The sequence below is a fragment of the Psychroflexus planctonicus genome (genome assembly GCF_014640195.1).
Lineage (GTDB): Bacteria > Bacteroidota > Bacteroidia > Flavobacteriales > Flavobacteriaceae > Psychroflexus > Psychroflexus planctonicus.
The window spans coordinates 1-21016 of sequence record NZ_BMGM01000015.1; the positions used below are offsets into that span (position 1 = coordinate 1).

17 protein-coding genes and 1 riboswitch are annotated in these 21016 nt (G+C 32.7%); all 17 genes read right to left on the reverse strand.

The genetic code is table 11. The features are described from left to right. Positions 1-157, reverse strand: a 157-nt coding sequence (locus tag IEV72_RS13780) for a helix-turn-helix domain-containing protein (RefSeq protein WP_188459470.1), incomplete at its 3' end; no start/stop codon positions are given. Between the two features lie 23 nt (positions 158-180). Continuing rightward, entirely contained in the window at positions 181-375 is a 195-nt protein-coding gene (locus IEV72_RS13215; protein ID WP_188459598.1) for a hypothetical protein, read from the reverse strand. 33 nt (positions 376-408) lie between these two features. Then, on the reverse strand, positions 409-1593 hold the full coding sequence (locus IEV72_RS13220) for a T9SS type A sorting domain-containing protein (RefSeq protein WP_188459599.1): 1185 nt from the start codon (positions 1591-1593) through the stop codon (positions 409-411). Between the two features lie 223 nt (positions 1594-1816). Continuing rightward, on the reverse strand, positions 1817-2488 hold the full coding sequence (locus IEV72_RS13225) for a hypothetical protein (protein ID WP_188459600.1): 672 nt from the start codon (positions 2486-2488) through the stop codon (positions 1817-1819). A gap of 235 nt (positions 2489-2723) precedes the next feature. Beyond that, positions 2724-2821: riboswitch (SAM-I-IV-variant riboswitch) on the reverse strand. Positions 2822-3182: 361 nt separating this feature from the next. Further along, positions 3183-3395, reverse strand: coding sequence for a hypothetical protein (locus tag IEV72_RS13230; protein WP_188459601.1), 213 nt, complete (start codon positions 3393-3395; stop codon positions 3183-3185). 310 nt (positions 3396-3705) lie between these two features. Then, entirely contained in the window at positions 3706-3951 is a 246-nt protein-coding gene (locus IEV72_RS13235; protein WP_188459602.1) for a hypothetical protein, read from the reverse strand. A gap of 321 nt (positions 3952-4272) precedes the next feature. Next, positions 4273-4581 carry a DUF6804 family protein gene (locus IEV72_RS13240; protein WP_188459603.1) on the reverse strand — a complete coding sequence of 103 codons (309 nt, stop codon included), beginning with the start codon at positions 4579-4581 and terminating at the stop codon, positions 4273-4275. Further along, positions 4571-5110, reverse strand: a complete 540-nt coding sequence (locus IEV72_RS13245) for a hypothetical protein (RefSeq protein WP_188459604.1) — start codon at positions 5108-5110, stop codon at positions 4571-4573. The genes IEV72_RS13240 and IEV72_RS13245 overlap by 11 nt, the downstream gene beginning before the upstream one ends. A 2-nt stretch (positions 5111-5112) precedes the next feature. Then, entirely contained in the window at positions 5113-6885 is a 1773-nt protein-coding gene (locus IEV72_RS13250; protein ID WP_188459605.1) for an AAA family ATPase, read from the reverse strand. Further along, positions 6878-9493 carry an Hsp70 family protein gene (locus tag IEV72_RS13255; RefSeq protein WP_188459606.1) on the reverse strand — a complete coding sequence of 872 codons (2616 nt, stop codon included), beginning with the start codon at positions 9491-9493 and terminating at the stop codon, positions 6878-6880. Before IEV72_RS13255 ends, IEV72_RS13250 begins: the two co-directional genes overlap by 8 nt. Then, positions 9494-10201 carry a hypothetical protein gene (locus tag IEV72_RS13260; RefSeq protein WP_188459607.1) on the reverse strand — a complete coding sequence of 236 codons (708 nt, stop codon included), beginning with the start codon at positions 10199-10201 and terminating at the stop codon, positions 9494-9496. An 11-nt stretch (positions 10202-10212) separates the two neighbouring features. Further along, entirely contained in the window at positions 10213-12735 is a 2523-nt protein-coding gene (locus IEV72_RS13265) for an Hsp70 family protein (RefSeq protein WP_188459608.1), read from the reverse strand. Positions 12736-12747: 12 nt separating this feature from the next. Next, positions 12748-13812, reverse strand: coding sequence for a coiled-coil domain-containing protein (locus tag IEV72_RS13270; RefSeq protein WP_188459609.1), 1065 nt, complete (start codon positions 13810-13812; stop codon positions 12748-12750). Between the two features lie 11 nt (positions 13813-13823). Further along, positions 13824-15335, reverse strand: a complete 1512-nt coding sequence (locus IEV72_RS13275; RefSeq protein ID WP_188459610.1) for a hypothetical protein — start codon at positions 15333-15335, stop codon at positions 13824-13826. Between the two features lie 393 nt (positions 15336-15728). After that, a complete protein-coding gene (locus tag IEV72_RS13710; RefSeq protein WP_262890034.1) occupies positions 15729-15860 on the reverse strand; it encodes a hypothetical protein in 132 nt (43 codons plus the stop codon). 23 nt (positions 15861-15883) lie between these two features. Then, positions 15884-19831, reverse strand: a complete 3948-nt coding sequence (locus IEV72_RS13280) for a BspA family leucine-rich repeat surface protein (protein WP_188459611.1) — start codon at positions 19829-19831, stop codon at positions 15884-15886. Between the two features lie 313 nt (positions 19832-20144). Then, on the reverse strand, positions 20145-20480 hold the full coding sequence (locus IEV72_RS13285; RefSeq protein WP_188459612.1) for a hypothetical protein: 336 nt from the start codon (positions 20478-20480) through the stop codon (positions 20145-20147). Positions 20481-21016 lie beyond the last annotated feature (536 nt).

The window sequence follows — 21016 nt, forward strand, 5'->3', positions numbered from 1 at the left end:
TGTAAATCCAATTATAAATCGTTGGATTAGAAATATCGTAAATCTTTTCTAATTCGTAAACTGAATGCTTTCCTGATTCATAAAGTTTGACTATTCGAAGTTTAAAATTTTCTGAATAAATCTTTCTTGCTCCTAAACGTTTTCCGCTTTTTATCATCTTTTAAATGGTTTTTAAAACGGTCAACCTATATCAGGGAATGACAGTTGGTCTTTAGCTATTAGCTTTATACTACCACACGAAAGGATTCGTGCGGTAGCGGAGATCAATTCACCTAAAGCCAACCCGGCTATTGTTTCTTTGATTTCTTGAAACTCGTTACCCGAAACACCAAATAAATCTTTAATTACTGCATCTGTTATGGATTGTTGTTTCATTATTAAAGGATATTGTGCGTTAGCTACTGTTTTCTAATGAATGATAATTTTCATGGTCATAAAAACACCATTTAATTTATTAAATACTTTTATTAAATAGAGACCTGAATTTAGTTCTTTTGAATTTATAGTTCTATCAGAATTTAGCACTCCTTTGGCAGTCAATTGGCCTTGTAAGTTAAATAGCTCATATTCATAAATGATGTCTTCTGGTATGTCAAAATGAATCAGATCACCTCTGGAGATTGGATTTGGATGGACAGAAAAGGGTTTATCTGGAAAGGTATTAATTGTCGAAAGAGGGTTACATGTGTTCCAGCTCAGATTAAAATGTGTATTCATATATTCAATTATAGCTTCAGCGAAAGCAATTGCAAACTCAGTTCTATTGGCAGGAGTATCTCTGATATTTGTAAAATTAAGCTCCATCTGTAGCCCATTTATAGGAGCTCCTGGGTCATAACTAGTGTGATTTGCTGTAATATAACCACCACTGAAATAATTTGAATTTGTACCAGGAAATGGAATGTTTTGGCTAGGCACCGTAGGATAATTTTTGTTTGATAATAATGTACCAAATGAGTATGACCCTCTTAATAATTGCGCATGAGTATAATTGTTAACATTACTTGTAGCCAAATTTTTTATTGAGCTATAGTTAATGTATTGTGATGTATTCAGGGTGTTATCTGACAATTCAAGTTCGTCATCATATAGCAAATAACCAAGCTCAACCCTTTGAATGGGATTTCCATGCCCGTGCAAATCCACGAAGAATGTTTTATCATTATACTGTTGATTTGCAGTATTCCTTGCGGTATCAATAAAATTATGAAACTCCTGCCATGCAGTCATTGCTTCTTGATTACCACATGCTCCATCCGCTAAATTTCGATTTGGGTCTAGTTTATTTCGTTTTAAATGAGAAATAATTATGTGAGGATAGCAGCCCGTTTTAGCAAAGAGTAGGTTCTTTATCTCTAATGCAGTTTCAATGGTGAATGCATCAACAGCATATACAGGATTATTGCATGTTCTGTCAGGTATAGAAGCAGGCTCTATATTACCGCCATGCGATACAGATATAACCAAAGGGAGGTTTCCAATTTGATATTCAATATAATTATTTGTCCCAAAATCTACACTTTGTGCAAATGTGTATGATGCTACCAACGATACCAGTAAAATCAGTATTATATTTTTTCTCAGTGATTTCATTTATTAAATAGTTGCTAACAGATATTATAATCGTAAATATATTCATAAACCACAAAATAAAGTAGATAACCCAAATAAAACTATAAATCAGTTATTAAATAACAACTCAAAGTCTTCTCCCAACTTATTCAACGGCAACAACCTCGACTTATTCACTAACAAATGTTTAGGTGATTTAGATTTAGATTACCAGACGAAAGGATTCGTGTGGTAACGGGGTGTATTAAGACCACAAACCCAAATTCACTGATTCTGGGTCTTTAGTAATTTGTACAATAAATTCAGCATCAGTATACTTGAATATAATTCCTTTCCTTTCGTTATTTGATAAATATGGTCTACCTATAAACCCCACTAACCTATCTCCTAGACCTTCAAGTATACGGTAATCAAGTGTTGGTTTTTCAGCATAATTTTCCTTTGTTGGAAATATTCCATGTTGAGTAATTAGCAATAATGGGATACGATCATCTTTTTGAATGAATTCACTATCATCTACAAAATCGATTGTCCCTTTTTCAAGATGTATTGGTTTGGGTAAATATTTTAAATACTTGAATTTTTTAGTGGTTATTATCATTTTTTGCTTAGTCAAAATGGAAGAATTACATCTTTCTAAAAAGATGCTTTTGTATTGAGTACCAATTATGAAATTGCTTTTATTATTGTAAGCAAGGTATTTAGAATCTAAATGACCATTTTCGTTATAGCAGTATACATTATAATCTTTTGCTTTTGAAAAATCTAAGAGTGTATTACCTGCATTGCTGGATACTTCAATTAAAATGTCTTTATCTTCATCTTCAAAATCGACTATACGTATTGTGTTGTAGACAACATTGACAGTAATCATATCAGAACTTAGTGTTGAGTCAGGTTTATTGAAAAAATTCATGTTATTTATTGTTTTAAAATTTGAAATGTAAATGTATTTAATTGTTTAAATCAGCTTTATACATCTGACTAGTTTGGCTTTAAGAATTCTATTTTAATACCGTACTAATAACAAGCATCACGAATTTTGTTAGTTAACTTTAAGCTTACATGATTTTTGGGGAAATAAAAATTCATTACAAATAGAGTTTAGATTAAACATTCTTTCTATTTGCATTAAAAAGCGAAATGGGATAGTTTTCAGTTTATTTTGACTTTGACTGTCCGCATTGTTTTACCACCGTGGTGCGAATCACTCGGTTGGCGCATATTGCTATGCTTCTTAATGCTGATGCAATGATATGAATTTCTTTAATGTTAAGCAACTACTTATGTATTACTTATACAATTTATTAGCTGTTTGTGTTGAATTTGGTTTTAGCTATTCTTTTGGCTAGTAGCTCTATTAGCTTTTAGATTCAGCCACACGAAAGTATTCGTGCGGTAGCGGGGGCTGTGGCAATAGTTTTGTCCGTCATTATTTTTTATTCATTTGTTCATTATTAAATTGTGATGAAAAATTTAAATAATTTATAACTATTATTAATGTATAAAAAATTTAAACTTTTAATATTTAGGTTTTATACTATCATCTTTTCTCAAATCAACTAGCATATAAAGCTTATGCCAATTATTACCTTTTCTTTCTTTAAAAATTAATAAAATATTTTTATTAAAATCCATTTTTTAGTATTACCAAAATTATCGAAAAATAGAGGCTTATTATCTTTGCTACTATTTGATTGTGACCATTCTCTCCAAACCCATTCTTTAATATCGCCACGACTTATCCCGTAATACTTATCGCCTAAAAACAGTTCTGATTTCTCATTTATAGTATTTGTTTTCTCAAATTTTTTACTTTTCACATTATATGTATACACAATAATCTTAGTTGAAGAATAACTACCAAAAAAAGACACATTTTCTGCTTCATTTTTGACATCTTTTTTTAATAATGTTGGTGTTGTAACAACACCATTAGGACTTGCATCTATAGTTATAAACTTCGTAGATTGAACAGGATTATTTAATGATTTACTATCATTATTTAACTAAAATGGTTGATTACAAGGATCACATTTATAATTTAAAATTTTTCCAACAGCTTTATAAAATCCGTTTTCCAAACTGTGTACGTAGGCTAAATCTAAATCTCTTGATACATATTCACCATTTTTATTTTCCCTCAACTACAACCTGATAGAAATCCTTATAATTAACTTTTTTATAATAAACATTATCTGTAGTTATCATCTCAGCGACATCATTTTCGCAACAGGCACACCAAATAATTATGTAATCTGTTGTTATTAAGTATGCTTGTGCCTCTTTTGCTTGCGATAATGTTATATATGCTAATTGGTCTGCAAAACAAATGTTTGCAAACAATAGAAAGAAAATTGAAAGTGAAAATTTTTTCATGTGTGATTTTTGTAATTGTGATTAGTTGTAAAAAAACAAACTTATAGTTTTATATCATTTACGGTTTACCATATTGGAGTTTTTATAAATTGTCCCCAATGGTTTGCGTATATGGCTTTTGGCGACCAACTTACGATTTATACTTTTAATTTTCTAAAAACACACAAAACTCTCGTTTCAGCTCCAAATCTAGCTATTATTGTTATGTTGTTGTGTGGACGTACTTCTTTTTCGTTCGTCTGACAGCGTTGGCAAAGACATACTCTTTTGCAATTTTGGGTTTGCGTGACGGCAGGAGCGTACTGCTATTGTGTATGGCTTTTAACGTTGGCTTTTCTTTCTATTAATAAACAAACTGCCAATTAATCCAATTCCGACAATTACGTCAACTATGTTCCACATTTCTCTTCCAAGTGCTATTTTAAAAAATGGTTGAAAGAGTAGGGCAAGCCCACCGTAAATAATCATTTCTGTTTTCTGATTCTGTTCATTTGCTTTGTATGCTAAAATTCCGAAACCAATTAGGGCAACAAATCGAACCAATTGGTAAAATCCATAAGCCATATCCAATAAGCACAGAAACATTAAAATAGCTAAAACAATCTTTATTATCGTTTCACTATTTTTCATTATCTTCTTTTAGATTGTCTAAAATGTCATTATCAATTTCACTTATCAACTCAAATTCATTTGAAATATGAGTGTCAAAAAAGTCGTTTTGTAACCTTGATAAATAGGAATCAGTTATAATATCTTGCTCCAAGTAGTCTTCAAAATCAGGATGTTTTTCAAGAATTGGCTCGTTGTTAATTTTCAGCTTTGAACGAATGACTTTAAAAAATTTGATTTCGCTGTATTCAACTTTATCGTCTGCTTTGATGGTGTCTATTGCCACTTCAATTAATTTCAATTCATTTGCTTCTGTTAGTTCAGTAGTTGTAAGTTCATTGAAATATCCTTTTAAAAATTCTTGTCCGTCTTTGTTGATAGCAAGTAACATCGTGTCCAATTCGGAATTAATGTCAATTTCTCCAAAGGTTTTATTTTCCTTTTGCAATTGCTTAATAAGTTTGACTTCACGTTTGTCAATATCGCCATCACAAGCCATACACGAAAAAGCAGTCTTTAGCAGTAGTTTATTGAAATGTATTGTTTCCATATCTATTTGTTTTTAAAACCGATTCTTGGACGGTCATAATTATTTTCTGATAAACCTTCCATTTTTGCTTTAATGCTTTGGTATTTACTTAATTCATCTTTCGGGAAAGGTTTATATGACTTTATAACTTTCTCCAATAAATTCATAGTTATTTTTGAATCGTCAGCCATTGCTATCGAAGTAGCTTCGTTAACTATTGATTCAATGTCGGAACTAACATAGTTTTCCGTTAGCGCAGAAAGCCTATCGTAATCAATTCCAAAATCTAAAACCAACTTTCTGACATTTAAACTCATTTCAAAAAGTGCTTTTCTCAATTTTAAATCTGGAGGTGGTAAATAGAATTTCTTTTCCAAACGACCTGACCTTAGCATTGCTGGATCTATCATGTCAGGATAATTTGTTGCACCAATTATAAAAATTCCCTTTTCACCTGTTCTGTCCATCTGAGCCAACATTTCATTTACTGCACTTTTTGCCATTTCGTGAGAATCACTATCCCGATTTGGAAGAAGTTCGTTTATTTCATCAATGAAAATGATTGTCGGAGCATTTTTTTCAGCATCATCAAACATTTGTGCAATGTTTTCCTGAGTAGCATTTACATACCTACTTTTTAGTTTCGAAGGAGTAGATAAAATAAAATTGAAGCCTACTTCTTCGGCAAAGTGTTTCGCAAAGAAAGTTTTACCACATCCTGGAGGACCATACAAAACCATCCCATTTGGTAATTTTGCTCCATATCTTTTCGCCTTTTCAGGATTTTGTAAAACATCAATTACTGACCTTCTCATTTCGTTTTTTAACTCATCCAATCCTGCTATTGCTGAAAACCCTTTTCCCTTTTTTATTTCCTTAAGTTTCGGTTTTGACACATCTTGCGGTGATGAAAGCTGTTGTACTTCCATTTCACCATTAATTGCTTTTATAAAGTCTTTGACACTCTTAAAGCGATTTTCAGCATTGGGTTGTAAAGCTTTGCTGATTATGTTTTGGGTTTGTTGGTCTGTAACTGACGAAAACTTTAAAGGTTTTTTTCGTTCTTCAATAACAGCATCTTCTAACTTTATGGAATCTGCTTTGTATTTTGAAATTTCAACAAACCAAGGTGGTAATCCTTCTAACAAGTGATAATATAATGCACCAACCGAAAACACATCACTTTGAAATGAAAATACTTTGTTGAACGCTTCATTGGCTTGGTAAAATGGATTTAGACCTTCCTTTAAAAAGTCCTTATTCGATTGACTTAAAAAACGAGCATATCCAAAGTCAATGATTCTAGGAATCGCAACTTTACCCGATAAATCCAACATTACATTCAGGTTTGTAATGTCGTTGTGGATAATTGGATTTTGAAGAGAATGCAAATAGTTCAATCCGTTCAAAACACCCGAAATAGTGTCTTTAGCTTCATACGGATTAATGGTTTGTTCTCTTTTTAATTTGTCCGCCAAGGTTTCACCACTGATGAAATCAAGAATTGCATAAGCATATTTTTGACCATCCAAAAGTAGTTCGCCACTATCACAGTATTTAACCAAATTTGGGTGCTTGATATTCTTTAAAACCTGAATCTCTAAAACGTCACCATTTTCATCAAATTGAGTTCTGTGCAATTTTGAGTAAGCAAATAGCTTCAATAATTTGGTTTTCCCTTCTTGGTCTTTTACACGATAAGTTTCGGCATAGCTTCCTTTTTTAAGGAAGAAAGCTACCTTGTATTTATCATCAATTGATTGACCTTTGGATAGTATGTGCTTGGTTTTATTCATACCCTTTTATTTCATTAAATAACTCTCTCAATTCGTTAGAATTATCTTTAGTGTTTGATAATCTCTCAAAATATTCTCCAAACTTTTCACCCGGTAATCTTTCATTTTCAGTAAGTGCGAAGAGTAAGTCTTCTACTTTTTTCTTAGTAAGTCTTTTTTCTTCTTTATTGATAAGGTTTAAAACCTCTTGGTAAACGACACCATCTTGTCTATTGGCTTCTTCAAGGCTATCTTTGACTTCTACTAAAGTCATCTCACCATTTTTATAAAGTTGAAGGTATTCTCTGTCATATTTTTCATTGACAGCTGCAATACGATTAATTTCAAGTAAGAAACCATTAATCTCTTCCAAAAGGATATTACCAAGCTTTACGTCTTTTGCCCGAATCACTTCATCCAACTGCGAACGAAATTGATTCACCACTTTGGTAGTTTTTTCATTTCCTAACTCGTTATTGGCCTTTTCAAGACGGTAAAACTCCTCTTTTAAAGTTTCCTCTAAATTTGGCCATTCTGCAGTCTGGATAAGTTCATCAATGATTTTGAGCGTTCTGCGAAGATTTGTTAATACTTCCTGTCTGCCGTCAATATCATTTTTATGATTCTGAAAAGAGTTCTCAATTTCATCTAATTCTATTTCAATCTTTTGTAATTGACCATTAATTGAATTACCATCTTGTTTTAATTCTACAATGCTTCCTTTTGCTTTTCTGATTTCATTTTCCAACCAAGATGTTTCAATTGATGTTTTAACACGATTGACTTCTATCACGGTAGTATAATCAATAGACGGAAAATAGGCCGTAACTGCGATTTTTTCTGACCTATCAACGTTTATCGTTAAGTCAACATCACTGTATTCAGGTAAAAGACAAGGCAAGTCAGCTCCACTGATGATAATGTCAGTAATGTGTTCATTGAAGATAGCTCTTGTTCCTTCTGCTCCGTGTCCACCTTCATAAATTGGAATTTTAATGAAATCAGACTCTACACCTGGACGAATAGGTTTTTCTGTTTTGAAACCATTTATGGTTCCCATTGCAGGAATAGTTTGGTTTTTTTCTAATCCTTTAATGGTTCTGAATATAATTTTACCTGTTTGTTTGTCTTTAACTTCAATCCCGATGTTATATGCAAGAGTGGCATTTCCAATTTTCTCACCTTGAATGACGCTAAAACTTGAAGGCTCACTTTCTAAAATATTTCCTTTGTCGTTAAACAGAACAACTTCAAAAATGTTGGTTTTTCCTTCGTTGAGTTGAATTTCTACAACTTCACCAATCGTATTAATTTCAACTTTTCCGCTTGACCAAGCTTTGTCGCCTCTGGTAACTTCTGCAAATACCTTTTTAGGTATCTCTCCTTCTGTTTTGTCAGCTAAAATCTTGATAGGAACAAATTCTTCGGTTTCAACTGTTGAAGATTCGTTAGCGATTTCCAATTGAATCTTTGTTTTGTCTCTGGTTTGCTCTCTTACTTCTTCTGAAACACCTATAGTAGAAGCATACAAGGCAGCACCTTTTACAATTACCGTCATTGGGTCGACACTTGTGTCGGGTTTACAAATTTGTTCTTCCAATAATTGCCTCAAAACGGGTGAAAACGTTGAACCACCAACAAGAATTAAAGAATCTAAATCAGCACCTTTAAGATTGTTTCTTTCCAATAGACTTAAACTAACATCAATTGCTTTTTTGAAAACAGGCGAAACCGCTCTGGCAATGTCATTTTGAGTTACGTTAATGTCTAATTCAAATTCTTCGCCTTCATCATCTACTCCGGGAATATCTCCCAAATCTGAAGCCAACCAATGAGTTTCTTCGAAATTCATTTTTTCTCTTGCACTTGCTGCATAATGCTTTATTGATTGTCTAAACGATTGTAGTTTTTCATCATTCCTTATGAAGCTGTCAATGCTGTAATTCTCTTGGATGTAGGGTAATATGATGTTATCGTCAATAGCAAAATCTAAATTAACAGTACCTAAATAATTGTCTCCTTCTGTATCGATAACTTTTATAATGCCATTTTCTACTTTTTGAAGCGAAGCACTAAAGGTTTTATGTTCAAAATCAAACACCAACCAAAAATCATCTTTCTTGATTGAATCTAAACCATAGGATAAGCTTGCAGCGATGGATTCTTGAATAAATTCAACTTGCTGCAAGTCTGCTAATTTTCCTGCATTTCGGACAGCCTCTTTTTGGATATGTTTATAATCATCTGGAATAGCAATAACCGCTGCATTAATATCTTGGTCTTTTTCAAAAGACAGCAAAGCTTTCAATACTTCTGCTAAAAGTTCTTCAGAAGTAAATGCTTTATTGGCATTAGAACTGTAATAGGTTTTGTCAGTGCCTAAGGTTCTTGTAAACTCAATAAAGGAATTAGATTGTTCTTGCCAACCCTTTGCACTTTTTAGATTATCTCTTTTGTGAGCATTAAGTGCCGAATCACCAACTTGAATTGTCCCTTTTTTGTTCACGTAAACACACATAGGAATCTCATCTCGCATAGTGTCAGACTTGATAATGCAAGGCTCTCCATCTTTCATTTTAGCAATGGAAGCGGAATCAATTCCTATATATATGGCGTGAGTTAGCTTCATTTACAACGCTTCATCTGGATTACTAGGTCGAGTACTGAAGTTTCCATTTTCTTGTAAAATCAGCTCATACTCTAAAATATTATTGCTCAAAGATTGAGGGTCATCCTTTCCAAAACTTTCGTTGGTAATAAAACCACCTTTCATTTCACCGCCTTTCATTTCTTTTTCAGGATTCCAACCTTTACCGTAGTAAAAAAATGTTTGGTAAGTACCATTTGGAAATGAGAACGTATAACTGCTTCCTGAATTAATGTAGCCGTGTCTAACAACTTTATCATTCTTTTTTATGGTAACAATCACATCAGAGTTACTCGTTCTTACTTTTAATTGTGAACAACCGTAATCATTACAAGTTGAATTGCCACCATAATAACGAGAATATGGCGTAGCCCCTGTACTCAAAGAATTGTTGATATACTTATCATAGATGGCTTTTTCTTTCCTTTCCTTTTCAAGACGTACTTCTCTTGCAATACGCTCTTCTTCCTCACGCTTTTCTTGCTCAATGCGTTCTTGCTCTAATTGAAATGCACGTTCAGCTTCTTCTGCTTTTCGCTTTTCTTCAAATTCAATTCTTTGCTGTTCTTCTTCAATTCTTTGCTGTTCTTCTTTTGCTAAACGCTGTTTTCTTTCTGCATCACTTTCACAGGAAGAAATAATTATAGCTAAAGAAAAGAGCGGTAAAAGTAATTTAGTTCTTAATCTCATATCATTATCTTTTATCCAACCAATACAGAATCATCACCACTTGGTCGTTCATCATTTGGCAATAAGTCAATTAGTGAAATGACAACTGGATGTAGTTCATCTACAGTTGGGTTCTCTCCAATAATTTGTAATCCTTTGTTTAAAAGTGTTCTTGCTCTACCGCTATCTTTCCAATGGAATGAGCCGAAATTCTCGTTATGGCTTCTTATAAATCCTATTAACTGATAAATGAATGTCAGTTTAATAAAGAATCCTTCGATTTCCTCTAATAGAACATTTCCAAGTTTAACATCTTTAGCACGAATAACTTCATCCAATTGGGAACGGAACTGATTGACAACTTGGGTGGTTTTTTCATTCCCTAAGTCGTTATTTACTTTTTCAAGGCGATAAAACTCTTCTTTTAATGTCTCTTCCAATTTTGGCCATTCTGTGGTGTCGTTGAGTTCATCAATTGTTTTTAGCGACTTTCTCAAATTGGTCAGAACCTCTTGTTTGCCGTCCACATCATTTTTGTTATTCTCAAACGATTTTTCAATTTGCTCTAATTCTGCTTCAACTTTGGCTAATTGACCATTATCAGAGTTACCATCTTCTTTCAATTCCGCAATACTTCCTTTTGCTTTTTTGATTTCATTTTCCAACCAAGATGTTTCGATTGATGTTTGAGTACTGTCAACTTCAATGTCGGTTGAATAATCCAAATAAGGGAAGTAGGCTGTAACCGTTATTTTTTCTGACCTGTCAATATTTATTGTCAAATCCACATCACTATTTTCGGGCAGAAGTGAAGGTAAATCGGCACCACTTATTTTAATATCAGTAACGTGTTCGTTGTAGATTGCTCTTGTTCCTTCGGATGCGTGTTCGCCTTCGTAAACAGGAATTTTGATGAAGTCGGAATCCATTCCTGGACGAATTTGTTTTTGGGTCTTCAATCCATTTCTAGTACCGATTGCTGGTATAGATTGGTTCTTTTCCAAACCTTTGATTGTTTTGAAACGAACTTTGCCTGTTGTTTTATCTTTTAGCTCAATACCAACATTGTAAGGCAAAGTTGCAGGTGGCACTTTTACTGGAATAATGGAAAAGCTGTCAGGTTCACACTCTAACAAATTTCCTTTGTCATCATACAAAGTGACACTAAACTGATTAGTAACCCCTTCATTCAAAGAAATTTCAAAGACTTCACCAATCGTATTAATTTCAACTTTTCCACTTGACCAAGCTTTGTCGCCTCTAGTCACTTCTGCAAATACCTTTTCAGGAATTTCTCCTTCTGTTTTGTCTGCTAAAATTTTAATCGGAACAAATTCTTCTGTTTCAACTGTTGATGATTCATTGGCTATTTCCAATTGAATCTTTGTTTTGTCTCTGGTTTGCTCTCTTACTTCTTCTGAAACATCTACCGTTGATGCATACAAGGCCGCACCTTTTGAAACTACCGTCATTGGGTCAGCACTTGTGTCTGGTTTACAAATTTGTTCTTCCAACATCTTTCTCAAAACTGGTGAAAACGTGGGCCCACCAACAAGAATTAAAGAGTCTAAAGAGGAACCTTTAAGATTGTTTCTTTCCAATAGACTTAAACTAACATCAATTGCTTTCTGGAAAACAGGTGAAACTGCTTTGGAAATGTCATTTTGAGTTACGGTAATGTCTAATTCAAACTCTTCGCCTTCATCATCTTCTCCGGGAATTTCACCTAATGGCGGTAGGATATTATGCTCATCTTTAAAAGATAATGCGATTTTGGTTTCTTCTGCATATTCTTTCATTGCATTGCGCAGAATTTGTTTTTTTGTATCATCCGCCAAAATAGAATCAATCACAAAGTTTTCTTGGATGTATGGCAAGATAATTTCATCTACAATTGCGTAGTCCAAGTTTTTACCACCAAGATAATTATCGCCTTCGGTGTCAATCACTTTCATTATCCCTTCTTCAACTTTTAAAAGTGCTGCATCAAAAGTTCCACCACCAAAGTCAAATACCAACCAAAAACCGTCTTTCTTATTGGAATCTAATCCGTAAGCCATTGATGCGGCAACAGGTTCTTGTAACAATTCAATATGGTTGAAGCCTGCTAATTTTGCAGCCTCTCTTGTCACTTCTTTTTGGTTGTTTTTAAAAGCGGCTGGAACTGTAATAACAATGGAATTGACATTCTCATCTTTTACAAAAGACTTCAATGTTTTCAGAACTTCTGCCGATAATTCTTCTGAAGTCAAGTCCTTTTCAAAATTAGAACTCGGGTACTTTTTATCCGTTCCCATAGTTCTTTTGAATTCAATAAATGCGTTTGATTGGAAATTACTCGAAGCTTTCATTGCTCTCAGCTTATCACTCTTTAAGGCATTATAAGCACTATCTCCAACTTGAATAGCTTTCTTTTTGTTGATATAAACACAAGAAGGCATTGTATCCTTTAGAGTGTCCGTCTTTTTAATGGTTGCTTCTCCATTTTCCATTCTTGAAATAGCGGAATTCGTTGTTCCTAAATCAATTCCGTAGTCAATTTTAGTTCTTGCCATTTGATAATGTTTTTAAGCTTCTGTTACTTCAATTTGTGCTGTTTGAATCATTGTTCCCTTGAAATTCACCTGTGGTTTAATGATTCTTGTTATAATTCTTTTTCCTGCTTCAAAATCTTCGTCTTGAACGAAGTTTACTGTTGCCTTCATTCCTTCGTTGTATTCTTTTCCTAGCATATCTACTAGTTCATAGCCATTAGATGCAAAATTGTCTTGAATCCGTTGTACAGAAGAATTTAACTGTTTAAGACCCTTGGTGCTTTCATCCATTCTGCCCAAATTCTTTTGAATTCGAATAATTTCGTCTGCCACTTTTAAAGCCAATGAGTGGTCGGCTTTTTCGTTGGAAGCAACTGGCTGTGATTTAGCCGTTTCTTGTTGAAGTTTTAGTTGTGTTTCCAAAACTTCTACCAATTTGTTGTCCAATTTCACGCTTTCTTCTTCAAGTGAAGCTTTGGTGTTTCTGATTTGGGTTTCGACATCTGTCTTGCTTGACTTAATGCGCTTGCCTAATAACCAATAAACCAAACCACCTAAAAGAAGTGTTACCAAAGTGGCAATAATCCAATACAGTCTGTTTTTCTCCACATCTCCGCCTAGTTCTGAAATCTTGCTTTCAGCTTGCTGTTCCGTTTCTTGGATTTTAGTACCAAGCTCTTGGGAATTGGTTACAATGTTTTGGCTGTTGGTTTGGGTTAGCTGTTTTAAACTATCAGTCGATGCATTGAGATCAGTATTTTGAACCTGTAAAGCTGAAATAGTCTGGCTTTGCGTACCAAGCTCTTTGGAATTGGTTACAATGTTTTGGCTGTTGGTTTGGATGAGTTGACTTAAACTATCAATGGATGCATTGAGATTGGTATTTTGTTCCTGTAAAGCTGAAATAGTCTGGCTTTGCTTTCCAATTACATAATTTTGGTTGTTCAACTTTTTAGTTAACGTATCAATCTCTTGACGTTGCTGAAATACATTGTTTTTTATGTTCGGTATCTCTTGAACTAAAGTTGAATCTTGCTGCTGTTGTGCAAAAAGATTACCAACTGTAAATATTGATATAATGAGTATAATTCTTTTCATATCTATAATTTTTAATCGAATATAAGTGATAGCAACCAAATGATAAACAATACTATAACAATCTTAAAAATTCTGCTAAAAATCCCACCTAATGCGTCATTTGCACTTGATGCTGTGTCAACAGCTGTCCTACCTATCTTCTTTGCTGTAGATTTTGCCTGAGCAGCTCTTACATCTCTCCAATAACATAAATACTTAATTTTATTAATTTGTATAGGGCCAAGTTTACTGAACAGAAAGTCGACAAGTCTTTTATATTCCGAGATTTTGCTTTGATTTGAGCAACGCTGAATGGCTTCAACGTCATTTACACTAATACCATCACTTATTACTTCTACAACTTTATCCCAATTTAGGCAGTTTGCCTTCATTTTATCTACTTTCGTATAATTGATAGTTTGATTATATGACATATTAAGTTGCATTTCTGCAACTTGAGCATTAATTTCTCTGATAGCCTTTCCATAAGCCAACTTAATAGAACTCAATAATGAAATAGCTTGATTTAACTCTCGGTCTTTCATTTCATCAAGCGTTTCAATGTGGTCACGAGCTCTGTCTTTTTTTAATTTACCTTCTGCAATAGACAGAGCATATTCAAAAAGTTTTAAAGCTGATTCACGAACGGTATTTTTGGAACTACCATTATAATTTTCTTTGAAATATACAACTGCACAGTCTATTATTTCATTCGCCAATTGGTCAGCAACTGCCTTGTATTTTAAGTTGCTTGTGCCAAGTAATGATTTTAGAAGTGATAAATCGTCCTTTGTGTTTGTGAATAATTTTAAACTAAATTCATAAGCATTCCCTTTGTCTGCTTTTCGTTTCTTTTTGCAGCTTTCAATTTGGCTTTCGATTTTGTGTAATGGTTCTTCTGTAAACTTTTTGGAAAGATACTTTTGAGTAGTTCCGTTGCATCCGCTAAACAATTGCAATGTTTCTAAACTTGAAAACTGATTTTTGAAATGCGTCAGCAATTCATCAATCAATTTTTCAGATTGTTTTTGATTGTCAATTTTATAAGTTTCATCTGCAACAGAATGTACGAAGCTTTCAAAATAGTCTGAGTCAATCAGTTTGATTTTAGCTTCAATGCCCGTCTTAATATCTGATTTACTCCTGCTCAGAAGTTTGTAGGTTCCCAAATTGTTGAATGCAGAGAAATTTTTGGATTTAACATCCTTGTCGTTTGTTACTTTCTCCCAAATTTCAAGTGCTTTTTCTTCATCACCATTTTTCAGATATTCAATTGCGGTGTTGTCAAATGGACTAGCATTTAAGAACCAAAACAGGGCATAATTTACTTTGTCTTGGTTTTGCTCAACATTTGAAAATGCTTTGTTTACAGAATCTTCCGTTCTGTCAATACTCCCGAGAATTTGAAAGTCAAAGTCTGATTTGATTTCTTTGCCAACCTTTGTGTATGCTTTGATTTTCCCTTTTTGCTTTTCAAGTTCCTTTGTCGTTGCGTTTGAGAGAATCCCTGCAATTCGATAAGGGTTATTTTGTATTAGTTCCATATTTCTTCGGTTGGCTTTGTGTTCCTAAAAATACTATTCATTCTATTTCTTTTTTTACGGTTTTCCGTATTCTGTTCATTATTCGGACGAGGGTTGGCAAAATACATCTCTTTTGATTTTACAGCGTTGGCATTGCGTGACGGTAAAATCCAAATGTGCTGTTTGTGAGTTAGCTTTTCTAGTATGCCTGACAACAACTATTTGAAACGTAAATATATTCATAAACCACAAAATAGAACAGGATAACTCAAATATAACTATAAATCAGTTATTTAACAACACCACAAATACTTCTCCAAACTTATACATCAGAACAAACCTGACACACTATCGATAGGCATTTAGGAAAAAAAATTAAAAACATTTATAGTCTTACAGATTGTAAATGTATAATTAATCTCCTTTTTTATGCTTATGTGGTTTGAGCGATGGTGTATTACCGGGAGTTTTCTTATTATCTCTTTGTCTTCTGTCTGGTTTACCTGTGGTTTTAGCTGTTCTTTTTGGTCCTGGTTTAATTCCCATAATTTAGTTGCTTTAGTTAGTCGTTATCGTTTAATTATAAATTTATGTACTACCGATTTAGAACCACCATGTAATTTCAAAATATACATTCCTTCTTCGTAGTTAGAAACATCAATAGTCTTGATATTAGAGCTGTTTTTAATAGTACTTATTTTTCTACCTTTTAAATCATAGATATCAAATCCATCTACAGTAGAATTAAGCGTATTTACTATATGGATTGTATTATTAGCTGGATTCGGATATATCGAAATATTTTGCTTATTGAAACTGTCTGTACTTATGTTTTGGCAGTGAGCATCTGGGTCACTTAAAATTACATCTACTGTAAATGCATCAATGGTTTCACCATTCAAAGAAAATGTTATAAGCACTTGATTGGTTTCAGTACTATTGAAATCTTCACAGTCAAAAATTTCATTATCATAGGTAAATGATAAATCACCACATGCAGCGTTAGTATTATAATCTAAGGTATGGTTTTGGATGTTTGCAAAACCATTTTCATCCATAACCAAAGTGATTTGATTATCGTTAAGTGTAACTGCTAATTGACTATTGTCTATTACAATGTTTTGAGATTGTGTAGCCATATTTCCAGAAGTATCTTCATATATCCAATCTATAGTCATTGATTCAGTGATTGGAAAGCTTACATCTGTGGTTCCTACAATCTCACCATCACAATTGTCTGTGGCAGTTGGGGCGGTTAAAGAAGCTACCTCACAAGCTGAAACAACATCGTCTAAATCTTGTACATCTGGAACAGGTGATGTTGTATCATTAATCGAAATTAGTTGATTTTGAGTGGTTGTATTGCCTGATTCATCTTGATACGTCCAAATTATTGTTTCGGTCTCTGTAATGGGTAAAACGGCATCTGTTGTTGCTGTAATTTCCCCATCACAATTGTCAGTAGCAGTTGGTGCAGTTAAGGAAGTTACTTCACATTCACCAGTCAGTTCTGATAAGTCTTCTATATTTGGAATTGGTGCTTCGTCATCACCAACTATAATAGCTATTGCAAGCGCATCACTTTCACATCCATCTATTGTTTGAGTAACATAAATTAGTTGATTATCATTTAAGATTGAACTTGATTGAATGGTATTTGATAAACTAGCATCTTCATAAAAAGCCAAATTTTGACCCGTAACTGATACATCATCTACAGTTGGTTCTTCACAAAAGCTTTGCTGAACGTCACCATTTGGTAATTCAGTAGTTTCACAAAGTGTTTGAAAACTAAGTGGACCAGCATACTCAGAAAAATCGGTTATACTGCAATTGAACCTGATGTATATATCGTAGGCAGTATTAGGTTCTAAGTTTAATTGAATAAATGAATTATTACCTACTTGAAAACCATTGATTTGGTAATCTTGGATAGGCGTGTCTATGCCTGGGACTTCTCCTAGGTTCATCACTAAAACATTAGCACTTCCATTTTGTGAAGAATCGAAGCTAATTTGAGCTGATGTTGTATTGATTTGTGATACACTTAGATTGAATGGAACTTCACAGGTTATACAATTATCTGATAAGGAATCACCATTGATTGTCCAGCCTTTATTGTTTATTAAATCGTTTCTTGAAGTTTCATCGCAATACTCTAAGCCTTCTGCACCGAGTGTTTTGTTTTGTAGGTTTTGTGTATTGAAACTTTCTAATAATAAATCGTAGTTATCTTTATCGAGACCAGAGTTTGATAACATATTAGTCAATAATATTTCGTTATTGAAATTCCAATTACTTAAATCTTGATTGAAGCTAGAAGCACCGCTAAACATTAAATTCATTCTAGTAACATTAGATGTGTCCCAGTTATTTAAGGGCTGGTTAAAAGCTGGGGCATCCCAAAACATACCGCCTGTGATTGTAACATTAGATGTGTCCCAATTATTTAAAGGTTGATTGAATGATGATGCATTTCTAAACATACTTGACATGTTTTTAACTTTAGAAACGTCCCAAATATTAATATTTTGGTTAAAAGAAGTTGCAGAATAAAATAACCATTGCATAATAGTAACTTTAGAAACATCCCAATTATCTAAGGGGTGATTGAAAGCTTGATTATTAAAAAACATAGATTGCATACTTACAACCCCTGAAACATCCCAATTATTTAAAGGTTGATTGAAGCTAGTGGGCCCAGCAAACATTGCTGTCATTGTCTTAGCATTTGAAACGTCCCAGTCTACAAGTGATTGATTAAAAGAATTCGCACTAGAAAATACACCTTGAAAATTATTAACATTAGACACATCCCAATTATTTAAAGGTTGATTAAAGTCATCTGTAAAGAAAAATAAAGCTCTCAAATTTTCAACATTTGATACATCCCAGTCTTCTATTGGTGAATTAAAGCCTTTTGCATCTTGAAACATAGATTCCATGGATGTAACTTGTGCTAGGATTGGTGTGCTAGTTGCATTAAAAACCAAGTCTTCTGTATGTCTAAATGTTGAGAACATTGACTTCCATAGTTGATTACCCCATGATTCAACTGACTTAATTTTTTTTGCATTATCACAATTAAAATTATTTGATGAGCTACACAACATAAAATGTGGAAATACACCTGTTATACTTACTGTATAAGTGCCACTAGTTTGATAAGTGTGTGAGCTGTTTCCTGTTAAACCAGATTCAATTGTTCCGTCACCCCAATCTATGGTGTAATTGTAATTATAAATATTTTCAGTAGTATAAATCGAAATTTCAAGGTCATCACTTGTAACTTCCCAAGTTGTAATAAAAGGTGAGTTAGCGAAAAAAGTTGGTCCACCACATTCTGCTTTTAAGTCTCCATCTATAATCCAGTCCTTATTTTGAATAAGCTGATTTCTAGTAATTTCGTCGCAGTAACCAATTAATTGAGCCCCAAGCCTTACGTTAGTTATATTTTGTGATAAAAATGATTGCAATAAAGCATCATAATTTAAAACGGACATATTTGAGTTTGACAAAAAGTCTGTAAGAAATTCTATTGAATTAAAATCCCAAATACTTAAGTCTTGATTAAATTCAGATACATTGTTAAACATGCCACTCATATCAGTTACGTTTAACATATTCCAATTATTTAAAGGCCGATTAAATAATATTGCATTATTAAACATCCTTGACATATTAGTAACATTCGAAACATTCCAACTGTTTAAATCTTGGTTAAAAGAAGATGCACTACTAAACATAAAACTCATATCTGTTACATTTGAAACACTCCAATCGTTTAAATTTTGATTAAAAGCTAATGCTCTATTAAACATGTTATTCATATTTGTTACACTAGAAACATCCCAGTCACTTAAGTCTTGGTTAAAAGATACTGAATTTCTAAACATTTCATTCATGTTAGTAACATTAGAAACATCCCAAGAATTAAGTGGCTGATTAAAAATCATTTGAGAGGAAGTTGCGTCACCTACAAAAGTCGATGAAAACATTCCTTGCATATTTGTGACATTACTTACATCCCAATTATTAAGGGGTTGATTAAAAGAATAACAATTTCTAAACATATTTATCATATTAACCACATTGCTTACATCCCAATTATTGAGAGATTGGTTAAAAGAACACTGATATATACTAAAAAACATTTCTGACATGTCCGTTACATTTGAAACATCCCAAGACTCTATATTTTGACTAAAACCACCAACCACATACTTAAATAGCTCAGACATATCAGTAATACCACTCGTACAAGTCAATGCAATTTCAGGGTCTGCTTGGTTAGCATTTATTAAAGCATCTAATTGTGTTCTTGTACGTTTTGTAAATGTTTTAGTTTCACCATTAATAACTAAAGTACCCGTATCACCAAAGTTGGCATCTGGACACATGCAGGTTATACCGTTTGATGCTAAGTAGAAGTCGGGGTTACTCTGGGCAATTAGATTATTAAAATTTAATATTGATAAAACTATTATTAAGAATGGAGTTTTATTTAAATATCTCATACAGAATTGGTTTTGGTTAATTAATTATTTAATATAAAGATATAAATTAATTTTTGACAACTATACTAATCAATGGAGATAGTTGATTTTAATTGTTAATTTAAAACGTTTATAAGCCTAATCTTCCAACAACAACTCAAAGACTTCACCTAGTTTGTATAACGGTAACAAACCCGACTTGTTTTCTGCAAGCCGTTTAGGCTAAGTATGAATATTGACTAAGTGTATTATTTGAAAGATTATCGTTTTAACAAAGTTATTTTAGAGACCAATTATTATTTTGAAAAATATTTTTTATTTTCTAAAACAATAACTAATGAAATTTAGGTCTTCCAAGATTTCTATTTTGAAACATCCGAATCAAATCTAAGCTTCCCCTAAAATAAAACTGAAAATCACTTTCATAATTAAACAGATAGCCATAAATTTCTTTAAACTGTTTTCTCAATTGGTAGGATTTTATCCTTGGTTCAGCTTCTATTTGCTTTGAAGTAGGACATGGTAATTCTTCATTGTTGTAGTAATCTATATCATTTAAAAAATCTACTAATCTCTTATATTTGATATTGTCTTTAAATTCATTAACAATTTGGGGCATAATTGAAATTAGATCTACCAGTACTTGCTTAAATGATATTTTACGTCTCATACCATTATGATTTTAGTTTAAATTGAATGCATAGTATAATGAAGCAACATTTAAAATCAAAGAATTTTTTTAGACTTCAATATTCTAAAAAACATTGGAGTCACTTATTTGAATACTATTTTAAGATGAAAATTCATTAGAAATCAATATTGCAGTCATTAAGTAATGTAAACTATAATGAGAAATTCCATTAAAGAGTAAGCATACCTATCTATTTTAAAGCGTATAAAAACTATTTCAAAACAAATTCAATTCATATTGATGCATATTATATACGTTTTAAAACGTGTTAATTCATATTAACATGCTTTAGCTGGGTAATTCTGTCAACAAATCTAATGGTATAAATCTTGATTTGGAAAGCTGAATTTGCTATCCAGCTCTTCATTTTCTTTAAGTAGAATAGCAAGAATTTCTCTAATTAAAAATTAATGCAGAAACATTTATATAGAATTTTTAAGAGCTGAAATTGAGTGATGGACTTCATGAATTAAACAGATATTTTTTACAAAATGGTAAATAAGTCTTATCTTTAC

What these genes read in the sequence shown, in the direction of transcription:
- IEV72_RS13215 (WP_188459598.1), bottom strand. Translation starts at nt 375, where the DNA reads ATGAAACAACAATCCATAACAGATGCAGTAATTAAAGATTTATTTGGT.
- IEV72_RS13220 (WP_188459599.1), bottom strand. Translation starts at nt 1,593, where the DNA reads ATGAAATCACTGAGAAAAAATATAATACTGATTTTACTGGTATCGTTG.
- IEV72_RS13225 (WP_188459600.1), bottom strand. Translation starts at nt 2,488, where the DNA reads ATGAATTTTTTCAATAAACCTGACTCAACACTAAGTTCTGATATGATT.
- IEV72_RS13235 (WP_188459602.1), bottom strand. Translation starts at nt 3,951, where the DNA reads ATGAAAAAATTTTCACTTTCAATTTTCTTTCTATTGTTTGCAAACATT.
- IEV72_RS13240 (WP_188459603.1), bottom strand. Translation starts at nt 4,581, where the DNA reads ATGAAAAATAGTGAAACGATAATAAAGATTGTTTTAGCTATTTTAATG.
- IEV72_RS13245 (WP_188459604.1), bottom strand. Translation starts at nt 5,110, where the DNA reads ATGGAAACAATACATTTCAATAAACTACTGCTAAAGACTGCTTTTTCG.
- IEV72_RS13250 (WP_188459605.1), bottom strand. Translation starts at nt 6,885, where the DNA reads ATGAATAAAACCAAGCACATACTATCCAAAGGTCAATCAATTGATGAT.
- IEV72_RS13255 (WP_188459606.1), bottom strand. Translation starts at nt 9,493, where the DNA reads ATGAAGCTAACTCACGCCATATATATAGGAATTGATTCCGCTTCCATT.
- IEV72_RS13260 (WP_188459607.1), bottom strand. Translation starts at nt 10,201, where the DNA reads ATGAGATTAAGAACTAAATTACTTTTACCGCTCTTTTCTTTAGCTATA.
- IEV72_RS13265 (WP_188459608.1), bottom strand. Translation starts at nt 12,735, where the DNA reads ATGGCAAGAACTAAAATTGACTACGGAATTGATTTAGGAACAACGAAT.
- IEV72_RS13270 (WP_188459609.1), bottom strand. Translation starts at nt 13,812, where the DNA reads ATGAAAAGAATTATACTCATTATATCAATATTTACAGTTGGTAATCTT.
- IEV72_RS13275 (WP_188459610.1), bottom strand. Translation starts at nt 15,335, where the DNA reads ATGGAACTAATACAAAATAACCCTTATCGAATTGCAGGGATTCTCTCA.
- IEV72_RS13710 (WP_262890034.1), bottom strand. Translation starts at nt 15,860, where the DNA reads ATGGGAATTAAACCAGGACCAAAAAGAACAGCTAAAACCACAGGTAAA.
- IEV72_RS13280 (WP_188459611.1), bottom strand. Translation starts at nt 19,831, where the DNA reads ATGAGATATTTAAATAAAACTCCATTCTTAATAATAGTTTTATCAATA.
- IEV72_RS13285 (WP_188459612.1), bottom strand. Translation starts at nt 20,480, where the DNA reads ATGAGACGTAAAATATCATTTAAGCAAGTACTGGTAGATCTAATTTCA.